We start from the raw sequence: 15745 nt of genomic DNA, 5'->3' as shown, positions 1-15745 counted from the left end.
AGTCTGTCGCGGCCTCTGAGACCATGGCTGGTGTGAGCTACCCGTACCCGTATGAAGCCCCAGTTTCGCAGACGCTCTTCGAGCGCGCGTCCCTCGTGACCCCCGGCGGCGTGAACTCTCCGGTCCGCGCCTTCCGTGCCGTGGGCGGTACGCCCCGGTTCATGGTGTCCGGTACCGGTCCCTATCTGACGGACGCCGACGGACGTGAGTACGTCGACCTCGTGTGCTCGTGGGGTCCGATGATCCTCGGCCATTCCCGTCCGGAGGTGGTCGAGGCCGTCCAGGCGGCCGTCGCCCGCGGCACCTCCTTCGGCACTCCCGGCGAGGGCGAGGTCGCGCTCGCCGAGGAGATCGTCGCCCGCGTCGACCCCGTCGAGCAGGTGCGGCTCGTCTCCTCCGGGACGGAGGCCACGATGTCGGCGATCCGGCTGGCGCGCGGCTTCACCGGCCGCGCGAAGGTCGTGAAGTTCGCCGGCTGCTACCACGGCCACGTGGACGCGCTGCTGGCCGCCGCCGGTTCCGGGCTGGCGACCTTCGCACTGCCCGACACCCCCGGTGTGACGGGCGCGCAGGCCGGCGACACGATCGTCCTGCCCTACAACGACCTCGACGCGGTCCGAGCCGCCTTCGCCGCGCACCCCGGCGAGATCGCCTGCGTGATCACCGAGGCCGCGCCCGGCAACATGGGCGTGGTGACCCCGGCCGAGGGCTTCAACCAGGGGCTCGCGGACCTGTGCCGCGAGGACGGCGCCCTGTACATCTCCGACGAGGTGATGACCGGCTTCCGTACGAGCCGCGCCGGCTGGTACGGCGTCGACGGGGTCAGGCCGGACCTGATGACCTTCGGCAAGGTCATGGGCGGCGGCTTCCCGGCCGCGGCCTTCGGCGGCCGCGCGGACGTCATGGGGCACCTGGCTCCGGCCGGTCCCGTCTACCAGGCGGGCACGCTCTCCGGCAATCCAGTCGCGACCGCCGCCGGCCTCGCGCAGCTGCGCCTGCTGGACGATGCCGCGTACGAGAAGGTCGACGCGGTGTCCGCACAGATCCAGGGCCTGGTGAGCGCCGCGCTGAGCAAGGAGGGTGTGGCGCACCGCCTGCAGACCGCCTCCAACATGTTCTCCGTCTTCTTCACCGAGGACGAGGTGCGCAACTACGACGACGCCAGGAAGCAGGAGAGCTTCCGCTTCAACGGCTTCTTCCACTCGATGCTGTCCCAGGGCGTCTACCTGCCGCCTTCGGCCTTCGAGTCCTGGTTCGTGTCCACCGCCCACGACGAGAAGGCGATCGAGCGGATCGCGGCCGCGCTGCCGGCCGCCGCCCGGGCCGCCGCGGAGGCCACCGCATGAGCGCCGGCGAGATCACCGTCGTCCACCTGGTGCGCCACGGCGAGGTGCACAACCCGGACGGGGTCCTCTACGGCCGCCGGGACGGCTACCACCTGTCCGAGCTGGGCCGGCAGATGGCCGACCGGGTCGCGGAGCACCTGGAGCACCGGGACATCACCTATGTCGTGTCCTCTCCGCTGGAGCGGGCACAGGAGACGGCCGCGCCGATCGCCAAGAGCCACGGCCTGGACCTGGCCACGGACCGGCGGCTGCTGGAGGCCCGGAACGTCTTCGAGGGCAAGACCTTCGGTGTCGGTGACGGCGCGCTGCGCAAGCCGGGCAACTGGAAGCACCTGACGAACCCGTTCAAGCCCTCCTGGGGCGAGCCGTACGTCGAGCAGGTGGTCCGGATGACGAGCGCGCTGGAGGCGGCGCGCGACCTCGCCCGCGGCCACGAGGCCGTGGCGGTCAGCCACCAGCTGCCGATCTGGATCGTGCGCAGTTTCGCGGAGAAGCGCCGGCTGTGGCACGACCCGCGCCGCCGCCAGTGCACGCTCGCCTCGATGACGTCGTTCACCTACCAGGGCGACGAGCTCGTGTCGGTGGGCTACAGCGAGCCGGCCCGGGACCTGGTGCCGGCCCACCTGCTGGCGGGTGCCAAGCCGGTGAAGGGCAAGTCGAAGGCGTTCGGCGCCTGATGGGCCGCCGGTGACGAGGGCCGGTTCCTGATCGGCCCCTGATCGGCCACCTGATCGGTTCCCGGTCGACGCTCTGTTACGGACCGTTACAGCTTTACCTAAATAAATACAAGTTGCGCGGGAATCACCGTTCCAGTGCCGCATGCAATGTCAGATTGTCCGTTTATATGGGCAATGCCATGAGCGTTGCGGGTGACGACGGGGACGGTGACATGCGCGACTTCAGCAGAAGGGGCGTGCTCGGGCTCGGGCTCGGTGCGGCGGCGGCCGGGATCGCAGGGTGTGGATCCGGCTCCGGCGGCGGCACCGGTCCGGGCAGCCCCGGAGCGGTCAAGAACCCCCCACCGGGCCGGAAGCCCGCGGCCCGGCCCATCGGCGACGGTTCCACCGCCGACACCGGGCCGCAGCCCCACCAGCCGGACAAGCCCGTGCCCCTCCAGCCGGGCGAGACCCCGCCGCAGTTCGTCGTCTTCAGCTGGGACGGGGCGGGGGAGATCGGCAACGGCCTCTTCCCGCGCTTCCTCAAGCTGGCCAGGGACCACGGCGCGGCCATGACCTTCTTCCTCTCCGGCCTCTACCTCCTGCCCGAGTCCAAGAAGGACCTCTACCAGCCGCCGAACAACCCCGCCGGGGCCTCGGACATCGGCTACCTCAAGGACGAGAACGTCCGCGCCACCCTCTCCTGCGTCCGGGAGGCGTGGCTCGACGGGCACGAGATAGGGACCCACTTCAACGGGCACTTCTGCGCCGGCTCCGGCTCGGTCGCCCGGTGGACCCCGCAGGACTGGAGGAGCGAGATCGACCAGGCCGTGTCCTTCGTCACCAACTGGCGCACCCACACCGGCTTCACCGACCTCGAACCCCTGCCCTTCGACTACCGCAGGGAGCTGACCGGCGCCCGCACCCCGTGCCTGCTCGGCCAGGACGGCCTGCTGCCGACCGCCGCGAAGCTGGGCTGGCGCTACGACTCCAGCTCGCCCGGCGGCCTCCAGGTCTGGCCGGTGAAGAAGTCGGGCGTGTGGGACCTGCCGCTGCAGTCCCTGCCCTTCCCCGGACACTCCTTCGAGGTGCTGTCCATGGACTACAACATCCTCGCCAACCAGTCGAAGAACACCACCAGGGGCGTGCCCGCCAACTATCCGGGCTGGCGCACTCAGGCCACCGCGACCTACCTCGGCGGCTTCCGGCGGGCCTACGAGACCAACCGTGCGCCCCTCTTCATCGGCAATCACTTCGAGGAGTGGAACGGCGGCATCTACATGGACGCCGTCGAGGAGGCGCTCAAGAGCATGGCGGACAAAAGAGACGTACGTCTCGTTTCTTTCCGCCAGTTCGCCGACTGGCTGGACGTCCAGGACCCCAAGGTGCTCGCCAGGCTCCGCGAACTGGCCCCCGGCCAGTCGCCCGCCGGGGGCTGGAGCGCGTACCTCACGGCCGCCTGACCACGGCCGACCAGCGCGTCGGCGCCCCTGCGGGGGGTGCGGTAGATCCACAAATCGCACATGCGAAACTTTTCACATGAGCCTTAGCCGCGCCCCCCGTCGCCGCCGCTCGCCCAGCGGCCGCGCCAGCCTGCTGACCGCGGTGGCCGTCGCGGGCATCATGACCCTGACGTCCTGCTCCGGACCGGGTGGCGGCGACAAGGCGTCCGGCTCCGGCGGCAACTACGTCACGGGGGTGAGCGGCCTGTCGACCGTCGCCAAGGGCGAGCGCACCGAGGCCCCCGGGCTCGACGGCGAGACCGTCGACGGCAAGGCCCTCGACACCACCACCCTCAAGGGCAAGGTCGTGGTCCTGAACGTGTGGGGCTCCTGGTGCCCGCCGTGCCGCGGCGAGGCCAAGTACTTCGCGCAGGTCTCCAAGGAGCTCGCCGACGCGGGCAAGGACGTCGCCTTCGTCGGGATCAACACCCGCGACAACAGCAAGCAGAACGCGACCGCCTTCGAAGAGACCTACGGAATCACCTACCCGAGCCTCTACGACCCGGACGGGAAGCTGATGCTGCGCTTCCCCAAGGGCACGCTCAACCCCCAGGCCATCCCCTCCACGATCGTCCTCGACAAGGAGGGCAGGATCGCCGCCCGCACCCTCGTCGCCATCAACGCCGAACAGCTGCGCTCGATGATCGACCCGCTGCTCGCGGAGAAGTGACCTCGTGGTCACCGCGGTCCCCGACTTCCTTCTCGCCGCCGAGCCGGCCGGTGTGAACACCACCGTCCTGAACGGTGCGCTGATGCTCGCGCTGCCCATCTCCGTCCTCGCCGGACTGGTCTCCTTCTTCTCGCCCTGCGTGCTCCCGCTCGTCCCCGGCTACCTCTCCTACGTCACCGGCGTCAGCGGAGCCGATCTCGCCGAGGCGCGGCGCGGGCGGATGCTGGCGGGCGCGCTGCTGTTCATCGCCGGCTTCACCGCCGTCTTCGTCTCCACCGGCGCGCTCTTCGGCTACTTCGGCGAGACCCTCCGGGAGAACAACGAGATCATTTCCCGGGTCCTGGGCGGCCTGGTGATCCTGCTGGGCCTCTTCTTCATGGGCGCGATCCCGGGGCTGACGATGCGGGAGCTGCGCTTCCACAGGAAGCCGACGGCGGGCCTGGTCGGCGCGCCCGTGCTCGGCGTGCTCTTCGGCGTCGGCTGGACCCCCTGCATGGGCCCGACCCTCGCGGCAGTCACCACGCTCTCCCTCGACCAGGCGAGCGCCGGCCGGGGCGCGCTGCTGACCGTCGCCTACTGCTTCGGGCTCGGCGTGCCGTTCGTCCTCGCCGCGATCGCCTTCCGCAAGGCGCTCGGCGCGTTCGGCTGGGTGAAGAAGCACTATGCATGGGTGATGCGCATCGGTGGCGGCATGCTGATCCTCACGGGCCTGCTGCTCGTCACAGGAACGTGGGACAGCATCGTCAGCGACATGCAGAGCTGGGCCCAAAGCTTCACGGTGGGGATCTGAGGACTTAACGCACATGAGTACGACCGACAACGCGCCCACCGGGGCGCCGCACCCGTCCGAGGACCCGGCCGAGCCCGCGCTCGGCGCTGCCGGCGCCCAGCTGTCCACCGCCCCGCTGGAGGACGGCCCCGCGGGGCCGGCCGTCGGCATCGGGGTGATCGGCTGGCTCCGCTGGTTCTGGCGCCAGCTCACCTCCATGCGGGTGGCGCTGATCCTGCTCTTCCTGCTGTCCCTGGGCGCGATCCCGGGCTCCCTGATCCCGCAGACCAACGTCGACGCGATGAAGGTCGCCGTCTGGAAGCAGGACAACCCCTCCTGGGTGACGATCGCCGAGAAGCTCCAGCTCTTCGACGTCTACAGCTCGGTGTGGTTCTCCGCGATCTACCTGCTGCTGTTCATCTCGCTGATCGGCTGCATCCTGCCCCGCTCCTGGCAGTTCGTCGCTCAGCTCCGCGGCCGCCCGCCCGGCGCCCCCAAGCGCCTGGACCGGCTGCCCGCGTACACGACGTGGCGCACGGAGACGTCCCCGGACCAGGTGCTGTCGTACGCGCGGACCCAGCTCGGCGGGCGCCGCTTCCGCACCGAGGCCGGCGGCGGGAACTCCGTCGCGGCCGAGAAGGGCTACCTCCGCGAGGCCGGGAACCTGCTCTTCCACGTCGCGCTGATCGTGATGCTGGTGGCCTTCGCCTGGGGCCAGTACTTCAAGTCCGAGGGCGGCAAGCTCGTCCTGCGCGGCAAGGGTTTCTCGAACACGCTCACCCAGTACGACGACTTCAAGTCCGGCAGCCTCTTCGACCCCGAGGACCTGCCGCCCTTCTCCTTCACCCTGGACAAGTTCGACGCGACGTACGAGCAGTCCGGCCCGCAGAAGGGCACCCCGCGCGACTTCAAGGCGTACGTCACCTTCAGCGAGGGCGCGAACGGCAAGCCGCAGAAGCGCGAGATCCAGGTCAACAAGCCCCTCGACGTCGACGGCTCCAAGGTCTACCTGCTCGGCCACGGCTACGCGCCCGTCATCTCCGTGACCGACCCCACCGGCAAGGTGATCTTCAAGGACGCCGTGCCGATGCTCCCGCAGGACGCCAACCTCACCTCCACCGGCGCCGTGAAGGTCCCCGACGGCTACAAGGACAAGGACGGCAAGAAGGAGCAGCTCGGCTTCAACGCGGTCTTCGTGCCGACCTTCGCCGGCCAGGGCAAGGGCATGATGTTCTCCCAGTTCCCGGAGCTGGGCTTCCCGGCGCTCATGCTGAGCGCATGGCACGGCAGCCTCGGCGTGGACTCGGGTCTGCCCCAGAACGTCTACCAGCTCGACACCTCCAAGATGGAGTCCTTCAAGGACCCCTCGGGCCAGCTCTTCAAGAAGAGCCTGCTGCCCGAGGAATCGATGGAACTGCCGAACGGCGCGGGCACCGTCAAGTTCGAGGGCATCGAGCGCTGGGCCACCTTCTCCATCACCCACCAGCCCGGCAGCGGCCTCGCCCTCGCGGGCGCCGTCGCCGCCATCGCGGGCCTGGCCGGATCCCTGTTCATCCAGCGCCGCCGGATCTGGGTCCGCGCGGTGCGCGGCGCGGACGGCGTGACCGTCGTGGAGATGGCGGGCCTGGGCCGCAGCGAATCCGCCAGGCTCCCGGAGGAACTGGCCGGGCTCGCCGCCACCCTGCACCAGCAGGCGCCGTCCGCACCGGCACAGGCGTCCGCGGACGCGCCCGCCGACCCGGCCGCCGCGCCCGCAGACCCGGCCGCCGAAGCTGTCGAACCCCTCGATGAAACCCCTGAAGGAGAGCGCGGATGACGCCGCTCGCAGCCGCAACGAACGAGAATCTCGCCCAGATCAGCAACTACCTGGTCTATTCGTCGATGGCGGTCTACATGCTCGCCTTCTTCGCGCACATCGCCGAGTGGACCTTCGGCAGCCGCAGCAAGGTGGCGCGTACGGCCGCCGCGCTGACCTCCGCCCAGGTTTCCGCGCCCGCCGTGCAGGTGCGGGGCCGGGCGGGCGGCGCCGCCGTCCTCGACCAGCCGAAGGTGGTCACCCGGTCCGCCTCGGGCACGCGCGACGTGCCCGACGGCCCGGGCGCGGCGGGCGGCACCGAGCAGGGTGACCTGTACGGGCGGATCGCGGTCTCGCTGACCGCGCTCGCCTTCCTGATCGAGGCGGCCGGCGTCGTCAGCCGCGCGATGTCGGTGCAGCGTGCCCCCTGGGGCAACATGTACGAGTTCTCGGTGACCTTCTCCACGGTGGCCGTCGGCGCCTACCTGGTGCTGCTCGCCCTGAAGAAGAACATCCGCTGGCTCGGCCTGATCCTGGTCACCACCGTCCTGCTGGACCTCGGCATCGCCGTGACCTGGCTGTACACCGACAGCGATCAGCTGGTGCCCGCCCTGCACTCGTACTGGCTGTGGATCCACGTCTCCACCGCGATCTTCTGCGGCGCCGTCTTCTACATCGGTGCGGCCGGCGCGGTCCTCTACCTCTTCCGCGATTCCTACGAGGGCAAGCTCGCCGGCGGCGGCAAGCCGGGCCGCTTCGCCTCGTCCGTGCTGGAGCGGCTGCCCTCGGCGGCCTCGCTCGACAAGTTCTCCTACCGCATCAACGCGGCCGTCTTCCCGCTGTGGACCTTCACGATCATCGCGGGCGCGATCTGGGCCGGCGACGCCTGGGGCCGCTACTGGGGCTGGGACCCCAAGGAGGTCTGGTCCTTCGTGACGTGGGTGGCCTACGCCTGCTACCTGCACGCCCGCGCCACCGCCGGCTGGAAGGGCCGCAAGGCGGCCTACCTCGCGCTCTTCGCCTTCGCCTGCTGGATCTGGAACTACTACGGCGTGAACATCCTGCTCAGCGGCAAGCACTCGTACGCGGGCGTCTGACCGGCGCAGCGGCGCAGCGCTCCACAGCCGGACGAACAGAAGCGGCACAGCGGCGCCCTGACCCCCCGGGGGTCAGGGCGCCGCTGCGTTCGGCTGTCGGCCGGGTCCGCGGGTGCGGCGCGGCCCCGGCCGGCGCTCACCACACCGGGCGCAGGGGCGGCAGCCCCCCTTCGCCGTGCAGGGTGCGCACGACGCGGCCGAGCTCGCCGCGCAGGGCGCCGAGGTCGACGCTGTGGCCGAGCTCGGCCTCCAGTTCGTGCAGGATGCGGCCCGCCACGGCGAGGTGGGTGTCCGCCGCCGGGGTCAGCACCACCAGCTTGCGGCGGCCGCCCCCGGGGTGCGGCTCGCGGCGGACGTAGCCGCGCCGTTCCAGGTCGTCGACGATCTGGCCGGCGGCCTGCTTGGTCACCCCGAGCCGTTCGGCGAGCTCGGTGGCGGTGGCTCCGGGCCCCTTGAGGGACTGGAAGGCCATGCCGTGCAGGGGGCGCAAGTCCGGGTATCCGGCCGCGGCCACCCGGCGGGTGAACTCGCCGAGCAGCAGCTGGAAGCCGAGGCCGAGCAGGAAGGTCAGCTCGACGCCCTCGTATTCGTCTCTGGTCACGGAAACATGGTGACACGGGTGAGTCAACGTGCTTTACTCAGATGAGTAAAGGCGCTTGACTCACCCTGGCGTCCGGCCGCGGTGCCGGATGTCCGTCCCGAAGAAGAGGTCCCCCATGCACGTGATCACGACGTCCCCCGAGCACGTCACCGTTACCCCGAACGCCACCATGACCGGACTGGCCGCCCCCAGCCGGGGCAGCGCCGAGCTCAGCACCTGGCGCGTCGAGATGGCCGCCGGCGCCACCGGCCCCGAGCACTGCGCCAGCCGGGAGCAGGTCTGGACGCTCACCGCCGGGTCCCTGGAGATCACCTGGGACGGCGGCCGCACCGAGACCGCCACCGCCGGCCAGACCCTGGTCCTGCCCCCGGACGTGCTCCGCCGGATCCACGCCCCCGAGTCCTTCGAGGCCCATGTCGCCATGCGCGCGGACGGGGTCGTCACGGTCCCGGGGACCGAGGGCACCCGCGTCCTGCCCTGGGCGCGGTGACCTCCGGCCCGGCGCCGGCGCCACGCCGGCCGGGCCCCGGCCCCTGGGAGGCCCGCCCTACGGCTGGTCGCCCTTGTCCCGGTCCCGGTCCCCGTCCTTGTCCCGGTCCCCGCCCCCGTCGTCGCCCCGCCCCTTGAGCTTGTCCTGCTCGTCCCGCAGGGACTTCAGGAACTCCGGGTTGTCGTCCGGCGCGACCCACTGGGTGCGGCGCGCCCGGCCCCCGCCGAAGCCTCCGCCGACCGCGGCCCGCTTCTTGCCGGCGAACAGCCACACCACCGGGCCGACGATGGAGAACAGCAGGATGATGAGCACCCAGACCGCCTTGGGCAGGTGCTTGACTTCTTCCTCGGGCGTGTTCAGGCAGTCGATGAAGGCGTAGATGGTCAGCGCAAGGATCAGCAGGAACGGCAGATAGCGCAGCACGGTGTGGGACCGACTCCCGGGCAGTGGCGGCGGGCCCGCATCGGGCCCCGGTGACGCCTCCAGGGTAGTTGGTGACGGATACTGGCCCCTATGGCTTACGACGATCTCCGCTCGCTGCTCCGGGCCCTGGAGCGGGAGGGCGACCTCAAGCGCATCAAGGCCGAAGTCGACCCGTACCTGGAGGTCGGGGAGATCGTCGACCGGGTGAACAAGGCCGGTGGCCCCGCCCTCCTCTTCGAGAACGTCAAGGGCTCGGCGATGCCGCTGGCCATGAACGTCTTCGGCACCGACCGGCGCCTGCTCAAGGCCCTCGGGCTGAAGTCGTACGGCGAGATCAGCGAGAAGATCGGCGGCCTGCTGAAGCCGGAGCTGCCGCAGGGCTTCATCGGCGTCCGCGAGGCCTTCGGCAAGCTGGGTTCGATGGTCCACGTCCCGCCGAAGAAGATCAAGGGCGACGCCCCGGTCCAGGAGGTCGTCCTCACCGGCGACGACGTGGACCTCGACCGGCTCCCGGCCCTCTTCACCTGGCCCAAGGACGGCGGTTCCTTCTTCAACCTGGGGCTGACCCACACCAAGCACCCCGAGACCGGCGTGCGCAATCTCGGTCTCTACCGCCTCCAGCGCCACGACAAGCGCACCATCGGCATGCACTGGCAGATCCACAAGGACAGCCGCAACCACTACGCGGTCGCCGCCAAGCGCGGCGAGCGGCTGCCGGTCGCGATCGCCTTCGGCTGCCCGCCGGCCGTCACCTACGCGTCCACCGCGCCGCTCCCCGGCGACATCGACGAGTACCTGTTCGCCGGCTTCGTCGCGGGCAAGCGGATCGAGATGGTCGACTGCAAGACGGTCCCGCTCCAGGTCCCGGCCCACGCGGAGGTCGTGATCGAGGGCTGGCTGGAACCGGGGGAGGTGCTCCCCGAGGGCCCCTTCGGCGACCACACCGGCTTCTACACGCCGCAGGAGCCCTTCCCGGCCCTGACCATCGACTGCGTGACCATGCGCAGGCGCCCGCTGCTCCAGTCGATCGTGGTGGGCCGGCCGCCGACCGAGGACGGCCCGCTGGGCCGCGCGACCGAGCGCTTCTTCCTCCCGCTGCTCAAGATCATCGTGCCGGACATCGTGGACTACCACCTGCCGGAGTCGGGCGGCTTCCACAACTGCGCGATCGTCTCGATCGACAAGAAGTACCCGAAGCACGCACAGAAGGTCATGCACGCCATCTGGGGCGCGCACATGATGTCGCTGACCAAGCTGATCATCGTGGTCGACGCCGACTGCGACGTCCACGACCTGCACGAAGTGTCCTGGCGGGCGCTGGGCAACACCGACTACTCGCGCGACCTCACCGTCGTGGAGGGTCCGGTGGACCACCTCGACCACGCCTCCTACCAGCAGTTCTGGGGAGGCAAGGCGGGCATCGACGCCACCAGGAAGCTGCCCGAGGAGGGCTACACCCGCGACGGGGGCTGGCCCGACATGGTCGAGTCGGACCCGGCGACGGCCGCCCTCGTGGACGCGCGCTGGAAGGAGTACGGCCTGTGAGCACGATCGCCGTGGGCGGCCCCGCCCTCTTCATCGGCACCGACACCCCGTGCGTGGCGCTGGTGCGTCCCGCGATCGACCCCGCGCAGCCGCAAGTGCGGCAGGCGGCCGAGCGCGCGGGGGTCACCCCCGAGGAGTTCGCCGGACCGTCGGACCTGTGGCAATTGATCGCGGACCGGACCGACGGCGAGGGCCGGGAGGTCGCCCTGCCCGGGCTCGCCGACGCCGAGGCGGCCGGTTTCGCGCAGCGGCTGCTGGCTGCTCTGGCCGATCCGGACGCCGAGTTCACGGTGGCGCTCACGGTGGCCGGGCACGAACTGCTGCGCGTGGAGGGCCGCCCGGCGGGCGAGGGCTTCGCCTTCCTCGCCCGTGTCGTCCCGCCGGAGTCCGACGGAGCGGCCCCCCTCGACGTAGAGATCGGCCCGGCGTCCCTCACCGACCTGCGGGCCGAGGTCGAACAGTTCCGCAGGAGCCTCGCATGATGACCACCGCCGACGGCGTGGTCGGACCGGGCCCCGCACCGCAGACCACCGGCAAGGTCAAGGCGTTCCTGCGGCTCGTGATGATCGAGCACTCGGTCTTCGCGCTGCCGTTCGCCTACATCGCCGCGCTCACCGCCATGTTCCAGCTCGACCGGCACGTGCACTGGCGCGAACTGCTGCTCGTCACCGTCTGCATGGTGGGGCTGCGGACCTTCGCGATGGCCGCCAACCGCATCATCGACCGCGAGATCGACGCGCGGAACCCGCGCACCGCCGGCCGTGAACTGGTCACGGGCGCGGTCTCGGTGCGCTCCGCGTGGACCGGGGCCGCGATCGCGCTCGCCGTCTTCCTCGGCTCGGCGGCGCTGCTGAACCCGCTCTGCCTGATGCTGGCGCCCGTCGCGGTGGTGCCGATGGTGGTGTACCCCTACGGCAAGCGGTTCACGAACTTCCCGCACGCCATCCTGGGCTTCGCCCAGGCGATGGGGCCGGTCGGCGCCTGGCTGGCCGTCAGCGGCGCGTGGTCCTGGGACGCGGTCGTCCTGGGCCTCGCGGTGGGCGTGTGGATCGGCGGCTTCGACCTGATCTTCGGCTCCCAGGACGTGGCTTCGGACCGCGCGGACGGTGTGAAGTCGGTCCCGGCCCGCTTCGGTGTCCCGGCCGCCCTGTGGGGAGCGCGCGCGGCGCACGTCGTGACCACGGGCCTGCTGGTCTGGTACGCCCTGGCCACGGACGCGGGCGTGCTGTTCTGGGTGGGCCTGCTGGTCGTCGCCGTGGCCTTCTGCTACGAGCACACGATCGTGACCCCGCACGACCTGTCCCGGCTGAACCGCGCCTTCTTCACGGTCAACGGTTTCATCGGCATCGCCCTCTTCGTGTTCGCCCTGCTCGACCTGGCGGTCCGCGGGCTCACCTTCTAGTGGGGTGTCCTGCCGATCAGGGCGGGTCCGACCGGCAGGACACCCCCTGGCCACCGGCACGGTGACCTGACCGGCGCCCGGTCAGGGGTGGCCGGATAGTCTCGGAGGCATGACTGAGCGCAAGCGCACCCCGTGGGTGGTCGGGGTTTCGGGGGCGTCCGGGACGCCGTACGCGGCGGCGGTGCTCCGGGGGCTGCTCGATGCGGGGGAGAGTGTCGACCTGGTGGTCAGCCGTGCTTCGCGCCTGACCCTGCTGGACGAGACGGGGATCGCCTTCCGCGACGCGCACTGGCGGGACGATCTGACGCAGTGGCTGGCGCGCGGCGCCGACGGCAAGCCGGGGGCCTTCGAACCCTTCACGGGAGACGTCCGGTACTGGGGTGCGGGGGACCTGGCGGCGGGCCCGAGTTCGGGGTCGTACCCGGTCAAGGGGATGCTCATCGTCCCGGCGTCCACGGCCTGCGTGGCGGGGGTGGCGCTCGGACTGTCGAAGGACCTGCTCCAGCGCGTGGCGAGCGTGACCCTGAAGGAGCGGCGCCGGCTGGTGGTCGCGGTGCGGGAGACCCCGCTGAGCGGCCAGACGCTCAGGCACCTGGTGGCGCTGGACGAGGCCGGCGCGGTCGTGCTGCCCGCCTCTCCGGCGTTCTACGCGGGTGCGACGCACATCCAGGACCTGGTGGACTTCGTCGCGGGCCGCGTGCTGGACGCGGCAGGGGTGGCGCACGGGCTCTACCGCCGCTGGGACGGGGAGCTCGGCGGGGCCGCCCGGGAGGGGGAGCCCGGTGGCTCCCGTGCTCCCCGGGGGGCGGGTGGCGGTGGTTAGGCCTTCTTGGCGCCGCGCGGCCCCTGGGTCTTGCCGCCCTCGGTCAGGCGCTGGGCGGCGGACGGCTGGTGGGCACGGGATCGGTTGGCCAGCTCCTGGAGCTGTCGCATGTGCGCGTAGGCCATCTCGATCGTGTACACGGTGAACCACTCCTGAAGATCGTCATTGATCTGTTGAAAGAATTCACAGGGTGTTGACCCTGTGTGCCTTAGATTCTATACCTAGACTTGCAGGATCACCGAATAATGGAAGGCTCCACGCAAATGGACACGGTGGACAGGCAGCTCATCCAGGCACTCCGGGAAAACGGCCGTGCCTCGTACGCGGAGCTGGGCCGTCTCGTGGGCCTCTCCGGCCCCAGCGTCACCGACCGCATCAACCGGCTGGAGACGGCCGGAGTCATCACCGGCTACCGCGCGACCGTCGACGCGGCCTCGCTCGGTCTCGGCGTCACCGCGCTGATCGGCATCTCCCTCTCCGACGCCGCGGACCACGAGGACGTGGCCCGCCGGCTGCGCGACCTCGCGGAGATCGAGGACTGCTGGTTCATCGCGGGCGACGACTCCTTCATGCTGAAGGTGCGTGCCAGCGACGTGGACGGCCTGGAGAAGATCATCCGCAGGCTCTCGGGCACCAAGGGCGTCTCGCGGACGCGTACCACCATCGTGCTCTCCACCAAGTGGGAGAACCGGGTCGGGGAACTGCCCGAGGAGGGCTGAGAGTACGGTGGGTGGCGGTTACAGGCAGCAGTGGTAGGACGGGACTGCGGGACACAGAGGAAGGCGGGCGACCGGCATGGACGCTGGGCTCAAGCGCGAGCTGGAGGAGAGGGTCCGCTCCGGCGAGCGGCTGACGCGTGAGGACGGCATCGCCCTCTACGAGTCGGACGACCTGGCCTGGCTCGGTGGCCTCGCCCACGAGGTGCGCACGCGGTTGAACGGCGACGTCGTCCACTTCAACGTCAACCGCCACCTCAACATGACGAACGTGTGCACCGCTTCGTGCGCGTACTGCTCCTTCCAGCGCAAGCCGGGCGAGAAGGACGCGTACACGATGCGCATCGAGGAGGCCGTGCGCCTGGCCAAGGCCATGGAGAACGAGAACCTCACCGAGCTGCACATCGTCAACGGCCTGCACCCGAACCTGCCGTGGCGGTACTACCCGCGCTCGCTGTCCGAGCTGAAGAAGGCGCTGCCGAACGTCTCGCTGAAGGCGTTCACGGCGACCGAGATCCACCACTTCGAGACGATCTCCGGGATGTCGGCCTCCGACATCCTGGACGAGCTGATCGAGGCGGGCCTGGAGTCGCTCACCGGCGGCGGCGCGGAGATCTTCGACTGGGAGGTCCGCCAGCACATCGTCGACCACCGCACCCACTGGGAAGACTGGTCGCGCATCCACCGGCTCGCGCACTCCAAGGGCCTCAAGACGCCCGCGACGATGCTCTACGGGCACATCGAGGAGCCGCGCCACCGGGTGGACCACGTGCTGAGGCTGCGTGAGCTGCAGGACGAGACCGGAGGTTTCCAGGTCTTCATCCCGTTGCGCTACCAGCACGACTTCGTGGACATGAAGGACGGAAAGGTACGCAACAGGCTCCAGGCGCGGACGACGATGGCGACGGGCGCCGAGGCGCTGAAGACCTTCGCCGTCTCGCGGCTGCTCTTCGACAACGTGCCGCACGTCAAGGTCTTCTGGGTGATGCACGGAGTGCAGACCGCCCAGCTCGCGCTCCAGCACGGCGCGGACGACATGGACGGCTCGGTCGTCGAGTACAAGATCACGCATGACGCGGACAACTACGGCACTCCGAACAAGCTGGGCCGCGAGGACCTGCTGGAGCTGATCCGCGAGGCGGGCTTCCGCCCGGTCGAGCGCAACACGCGGTACGAGATCATCCGCGAATACCCGGGCCCGGAGGCGGGCCTGCGCGAGACGCCGCAGGCCATGCGCGTCTGACCCCCGGCCGGCCGCCGGGGCCGCCCAGGGCGCGCAGAGCGGACAGGCCCCGATCCCCCGCCCGGGATCGGGGCCTTTCTGCGAGTGGATAACCGGAAAGGTAATAGCTACTCTCCCCTAATGACCCTTACTTTTACCTTCGACCCGGTCATCGACCCCGCCCTGCGCGAAGGCATCCTGACGCTGTGGGCCGACGCCACCAACGCGGGCGGCGCCGTGGGTTTCGTGCCTCCGGTCACCGTCGACGACATCCGCCCCGCGCTGATCGGGCAGCTCGCCGCGGTCGCCGACGGCGGGAGCCGGCTGCTGGTAGGACGCGACGCGGACGGCGAAGTCGCCGCCACTGCCTTCCTCACCCACAACACGCACCGGCTCCAACGGCACTGGCTGTGGGCGTACACGGTGATGGTCCACCCGCGCCACCAGGGCAAGGGCCACGGACGCGCACTGATGGCCGCGACCGAGCGGGCGGCCCGCTCCGTCGAGGGCATCGAGGCCATCCGCCTCGGCTGCCGGGGCGGCCACGGCCTGGAGCACTTCTACGCCGCCTGTGGCTACAAGGAGGTCGGCCGCGTCCCGGACGCCATCCGCGTCGCCCCGGGCGACGACCGAGACGACATCACGATGCTGCTGCCCCTGCACTGAGCGACCCCCTGCACTGAGCGAC

Annotated in this window: 18 protein-coding genes; 15 read left to right on the top strand and 3 right to left on the bottom strand. The window is 70.5% G+C overall.

Annotated features, from left to right (window positions below; genetic code table 11):
* Positions 1 to 23: 23 nt before the first annotated feature.
* From hemL to ccsB, 7 genes are all read left to right on the top strand, one after another.
* Positions 24 to 1346 (top strand): glutamate-1-semialdehyde 2,1-aminomutase, encoded by a 1323-nt coding sequence (gene hemL / locus AMK16_RS12330; RefSeq protein ID WP_073913205.1) that lies wholly within the window; start codon positions 24 to 26, stop codon positions 1344 to 1346.
* On the top strand, positions 1343 to 2023 hold the full coding sequence (locus AMK16_RS12325; RefSeq protein WP_073913202.1) for a histidine phosphatase family protein: 681 nt from the start codon (positions 1343 to 1345) through the stop codon (positions 2021 to 2023). Before hemL ends, AMK16_RS12325 begins: the two co-directional genes overlap by 4 nt.
* A 212-nt stretch (positions 2024 to 2235) precedes the next feature.
* Positions 2236 to 3465 (top strand): hypothetical protein, encoded by a 1230-nt coding sequence (locus tag AMK16_RS12320; RefSeq protein ID WP_073913198.1) that lies wholly within the window; start codon positions 2236 to 2238, stop codon positions 3463 to 3465.
* 76 nt (positions 3466 to 3541) lie between these two features.
* Positions 3542 to 4174: a TlpA family protein disulfide reductase gene (locus AMK16_RS12315; RefSeq protein WP_073913194.1), complete on the top strand. Its 633-nt coding sequence runs from the start codon at positions 3542 to 3544 to the stop codon at positions 4172 to 4174.
* 82 nt (positions 4175 to 4256) lie between these two features.
* Positions 4257 to 4964: a cytochrome c biogenesis CcdA family protein gene (locus AMK16_RS12310; protein ID WP_242438711.1), complete on the top strand. Its 708-nt coding sequence runs from the start codon at positions 4257 to 4259 to the stop codon at positions 4962 to 4964.
* Positions 4965 to 4977: 13 nt separating this feature from the next.
* Positions 4978 to 6759, top strand: a complete 1782-nt coding sequence (gene resB / locus AMK16_RS12305) for a cytochrome c biogenesis protein ResB (protein WP_079191459.1) — start codon at positions 4978 to 4980, stop codon at positions 6757 to 6759.
* Positions 6756 to 7835, top strand: a complete 1080-nt coding sequence (ccsB, locus tag AMK16_RS12300; protein WP_073913188.1) for a c-type cytochrome biogenesis protein CcsB — start codon at positions 6756 to 6758, stop codon at positions 7833 to 7835. Before resB ends, ccsB begins: the two co-directional genes overlap by 4 nt.
* Before the next feature lie 136 nt (positions 7836 to 7971).
* On the opposite strand, the gene AMK16_RS12295 is transcribed toward ccsB, so the two are convergent.
* Positions 7972 to 8436, bottom strand: coding sequence for a MarR family winged helix-turn-helix transcriptional regulator (locus AMK16_RS12295; protein ID WP_073913185.1), 465 nt, complete (start codon positions 8434 to 8436; stop codon positions 7972 to 7974).
* Between the two features lie 115 nt (positions 8437 to 8551).
* On the opposite strand from AMK16_RS12295, the gene AMK16_RS12290 reads away from it, so the two are divergent.
* Entirely contained in the window at positions 8552 to 8926 is a 375-nt protein-coding gene (locus AMK16_RS12290) for a cupin domain-containing protein (RefSeq protein ID WP_073913182.1), read from the top strand.
* Between the two features lie 57 nt (positions 8927 to 8983).
* On the opposite strand, the gene AMK16_RS12285 is transcribed toward AMK16_RS12290, so the two are convergent.
* Complete coding sequence (locus AMK16_RS12285; RefSeq protein WP_079191458.1) at positions 8984 to 9349, bottom strand: PLD nuclease N-terminal domain-containing protein; 366 nt, start codon at positions 9347 to 9349, stop codon at positions 8984 to 8986.
* A 90-nt stretch (positions 9350 to 9439) separates the two neighbouring features.
* Here AMK16_RS12285 and AMK16_RS12280 point away from each other — a divergent pair, with 90 nt between their 5' ends.
* The 4 genes from AMK16_RS12280 (at position 9440) to AMK16_RS12265 (ending at position 13119) form a co-directional block, all read left to right on the top strand.
* Positions 9440 to 10894: a menaquinone biosynthesis decarboxylase gene (locus AMK16_RS12280; RefSeq protein ID WP_073913179.1), complete on the top strand. Its 1455-nt coding sequence runs from the start codon at positions 9440 to 9442 to the stop codon at positions 10892 to 10894.
* A complete protein-coding gene (locus AMK16_RS12275) occupies positions 10891 to 11376 on the top strand; it encodes a hypothetical protein (RefSeq protein WP_073913176.1) in 486 nt (161 codons plus the stop codon). Before AMK16_RS12280 ends, AMK16_RS12275 begins: the two co-directional genes overlap by 4 nt.
* Positions 11373 to 12296, top strand: a complete 924-nt coding sequence (gene mqnP, locus AMK16_RS12270) for a menaquinone biosynthesis prenyltransferase MqnP (protein WP_073913173.1) — start codon at positions 11373 to 11375, stop codon at positions 12294 to 12296. The genes AMK16_RS12275 and mqnP overlap by 4 nt, the downstream gene beginning before the upstream one ends.
* Before the next feature lie 109 nt (positions 12297 to 12405).
* Positions 12406 to 13119, top strand: coding sequence for a UbiX family flavin prenyltransferase (locus AMK16_RS12265; protein ID WP_073913170.1), 714 nt, complete (start codon positions 12406 to 12408; stop codon positions 13117 to 13119).
* On the opposite strand, the gene AMK16_RS36195 is transcribed toward AMK16_RS12265, so the two are convergent.
* Complete coding sequence (locus tag AMK16_RS36195; RefSeq protein ID WP_158071216.1) at positions 13116 to 13259, bottom strand: hypothetical protein; 144 nt, start codon at positions 13257 to 13259, stop codon at positions 13116 to 13118. The two genes, AMK16_RS12265 and AMK16_RS36195, sit on opposite strands and share 4 nt — an antisense overlap.
* A 123-nt stretch (positions 13260 to 13382) precedes the next feature.
* Here AMK16_RS36195 and AMK16_RS12260 point away from each other — a divergent pair, with 123 nt between their 5' ends.
* The 3 genes from AMK16_RS12260 to AMK16_RS12250 all read left to right on the top strand — a co-directional run bounded on the left by AMK16_RS12260 (position 13383) and on the right by AMK16_RS12250 (position 15723).
* A complete protein-coding gene (locus tag AMK16_RS12260) occupies positions 13383 to 13838 on the top strand; it encodes an Lrp/AsnC family transcriptional regulator (RefSeq protein WP_073913168.1) in 456 nt (151 codons plus the stop codon).
* Between the two features lie 76 nt (positions 13839 to 13914).
* Positions 13915 to 15078: an aminofutalosine synthase MqnE gene (gene mqnE, locus AMK16_RS12255; RefSeq protein WP_073913166.1), complete on the top strand. Its 1164-nt coding sequence runs from the start codon at positions 13915 to 13917 to the stop codon at positions 15076 to 15078.
* A 120-nt stretch (positions 15079 to 15198) separates the two neighbouring features.
* Positions 15199 to 15723, top strand: a complete 525-nt coding sequence (locus tag AMK16_RS12250) for a GNAT family N-acetyltransferase (RefSeq protein ID WP_073913164.1) — start codon at positions 15199 to 15201, stop codon at positions 15721 to 15723.
* Positions 15724 to 15745 lie beyond the last annotated feature (22 nt).

Source organism: Streptomyces sp. CB00455 (assembly GCF_001905445.1).
Taxonomy (GTDB): domain Bacteria; phylum Actinomycetota; class Actinomycetes; order Streptomycetales; family Streptomycetaceae; genus Streptomyces.
Note: the sequence above shows the minus strand (reverse complement) of the source record. Positions and strands in the feature narration are given on the sequence as shown.

Coding starts and splice junctions, on each gene's coding strand:
- AMK16_RS12290 (WP_073913182.1), top strand. CDS start 8,552: ATGCACGTGATCACGACGTCCCCCGAGCACGTCACCGTTACCCCGAAC.
- ccsB (WP_073913188.1), top strand. CDS start 6,756: ATGACGCCGCTCGCAGCCGCAACGAACGAGAATCTCGCCCAGATCAGC.
- hemL (WP_073913205.1), top strand. CDS start 24: ATGGCTGGTGTGAGCTACCCGTACCCGTATGAAGCCCCAGTTTCGCAG.
- mqnP (WP_073913173.1), top strand. CDS start 11,373: ATGATGACCACCGCCGACGGCGTGGTCGGACCGGGCCCCGCACCGCAG.
- AMK16_RS12260 (WP_073913168.1), top strand. CDS start 13,383: ATGGACACGGTGGACAGGCAGCTCATCCAGGCACTCCGGGAAAACGGC.
- AMK16_RS12315 (WP_073913194.1), top strand. CDS start 3,542: ATGAGCCTTAGCCGCGCCCCCCGTCGCCGCCGCTCGCCCAGCGGCCGC.
- AMK16_RS12325 (WP_073913202.1), top strand. CDS start 1,343: ATGAGCGCCGGCGAGATCACCGTCGTCCACCTGGTGCGCCACGGCGAG.
- AMK16_RS12280 (WP_073913179.1), top strand. CDS start 9,440: ATGGCTTACGACGATCTCCGCTCGCTGCTCCGGGCCCTGGAGCGGGAG.
- mqnE (WP_073913166.1), top strand. CDS start 13,915: ATGGACGCTGGGCTCAAGCGCGAGCTGGAGGAGAGGGTCCGCTCCGGC.
- AMK16_RS12265 (WP_073913170.1), top strand. CDS start 12,406: ATGACTGAGCGCAAGCGCACCCCGTGGGTGGTCGGGGTTTCGGGGGCG.
- AMK16_RS12250 (WP_073913164.1), top strand. CDS start 15,199: ATGACCCTTACTTTTACCTTCGACCCGGTCATCGACCCCGCCCTGCGC.
- resB (WP_079191459.1), top strand. CDS start 4,978: ATGAGTACGACCGACAACGCGCCCACCGGGGCGCCGCACCCGTCCGAG.
- AMK16_RS12310 (WP_242438711.1), top strand. CDS start 4,257: ATGCTCGCGCTGCCCATCTCCGTCCTCGCCGGACTGGTCTCCTTCTTC.
- AMK16_RS12320 (WP_073913198.1), top strand. CDS start 2,236: ATGCGCGACTTCAGCAGAAGGGGCGTGCTCGGGCTCGGGCTCGGTGCG.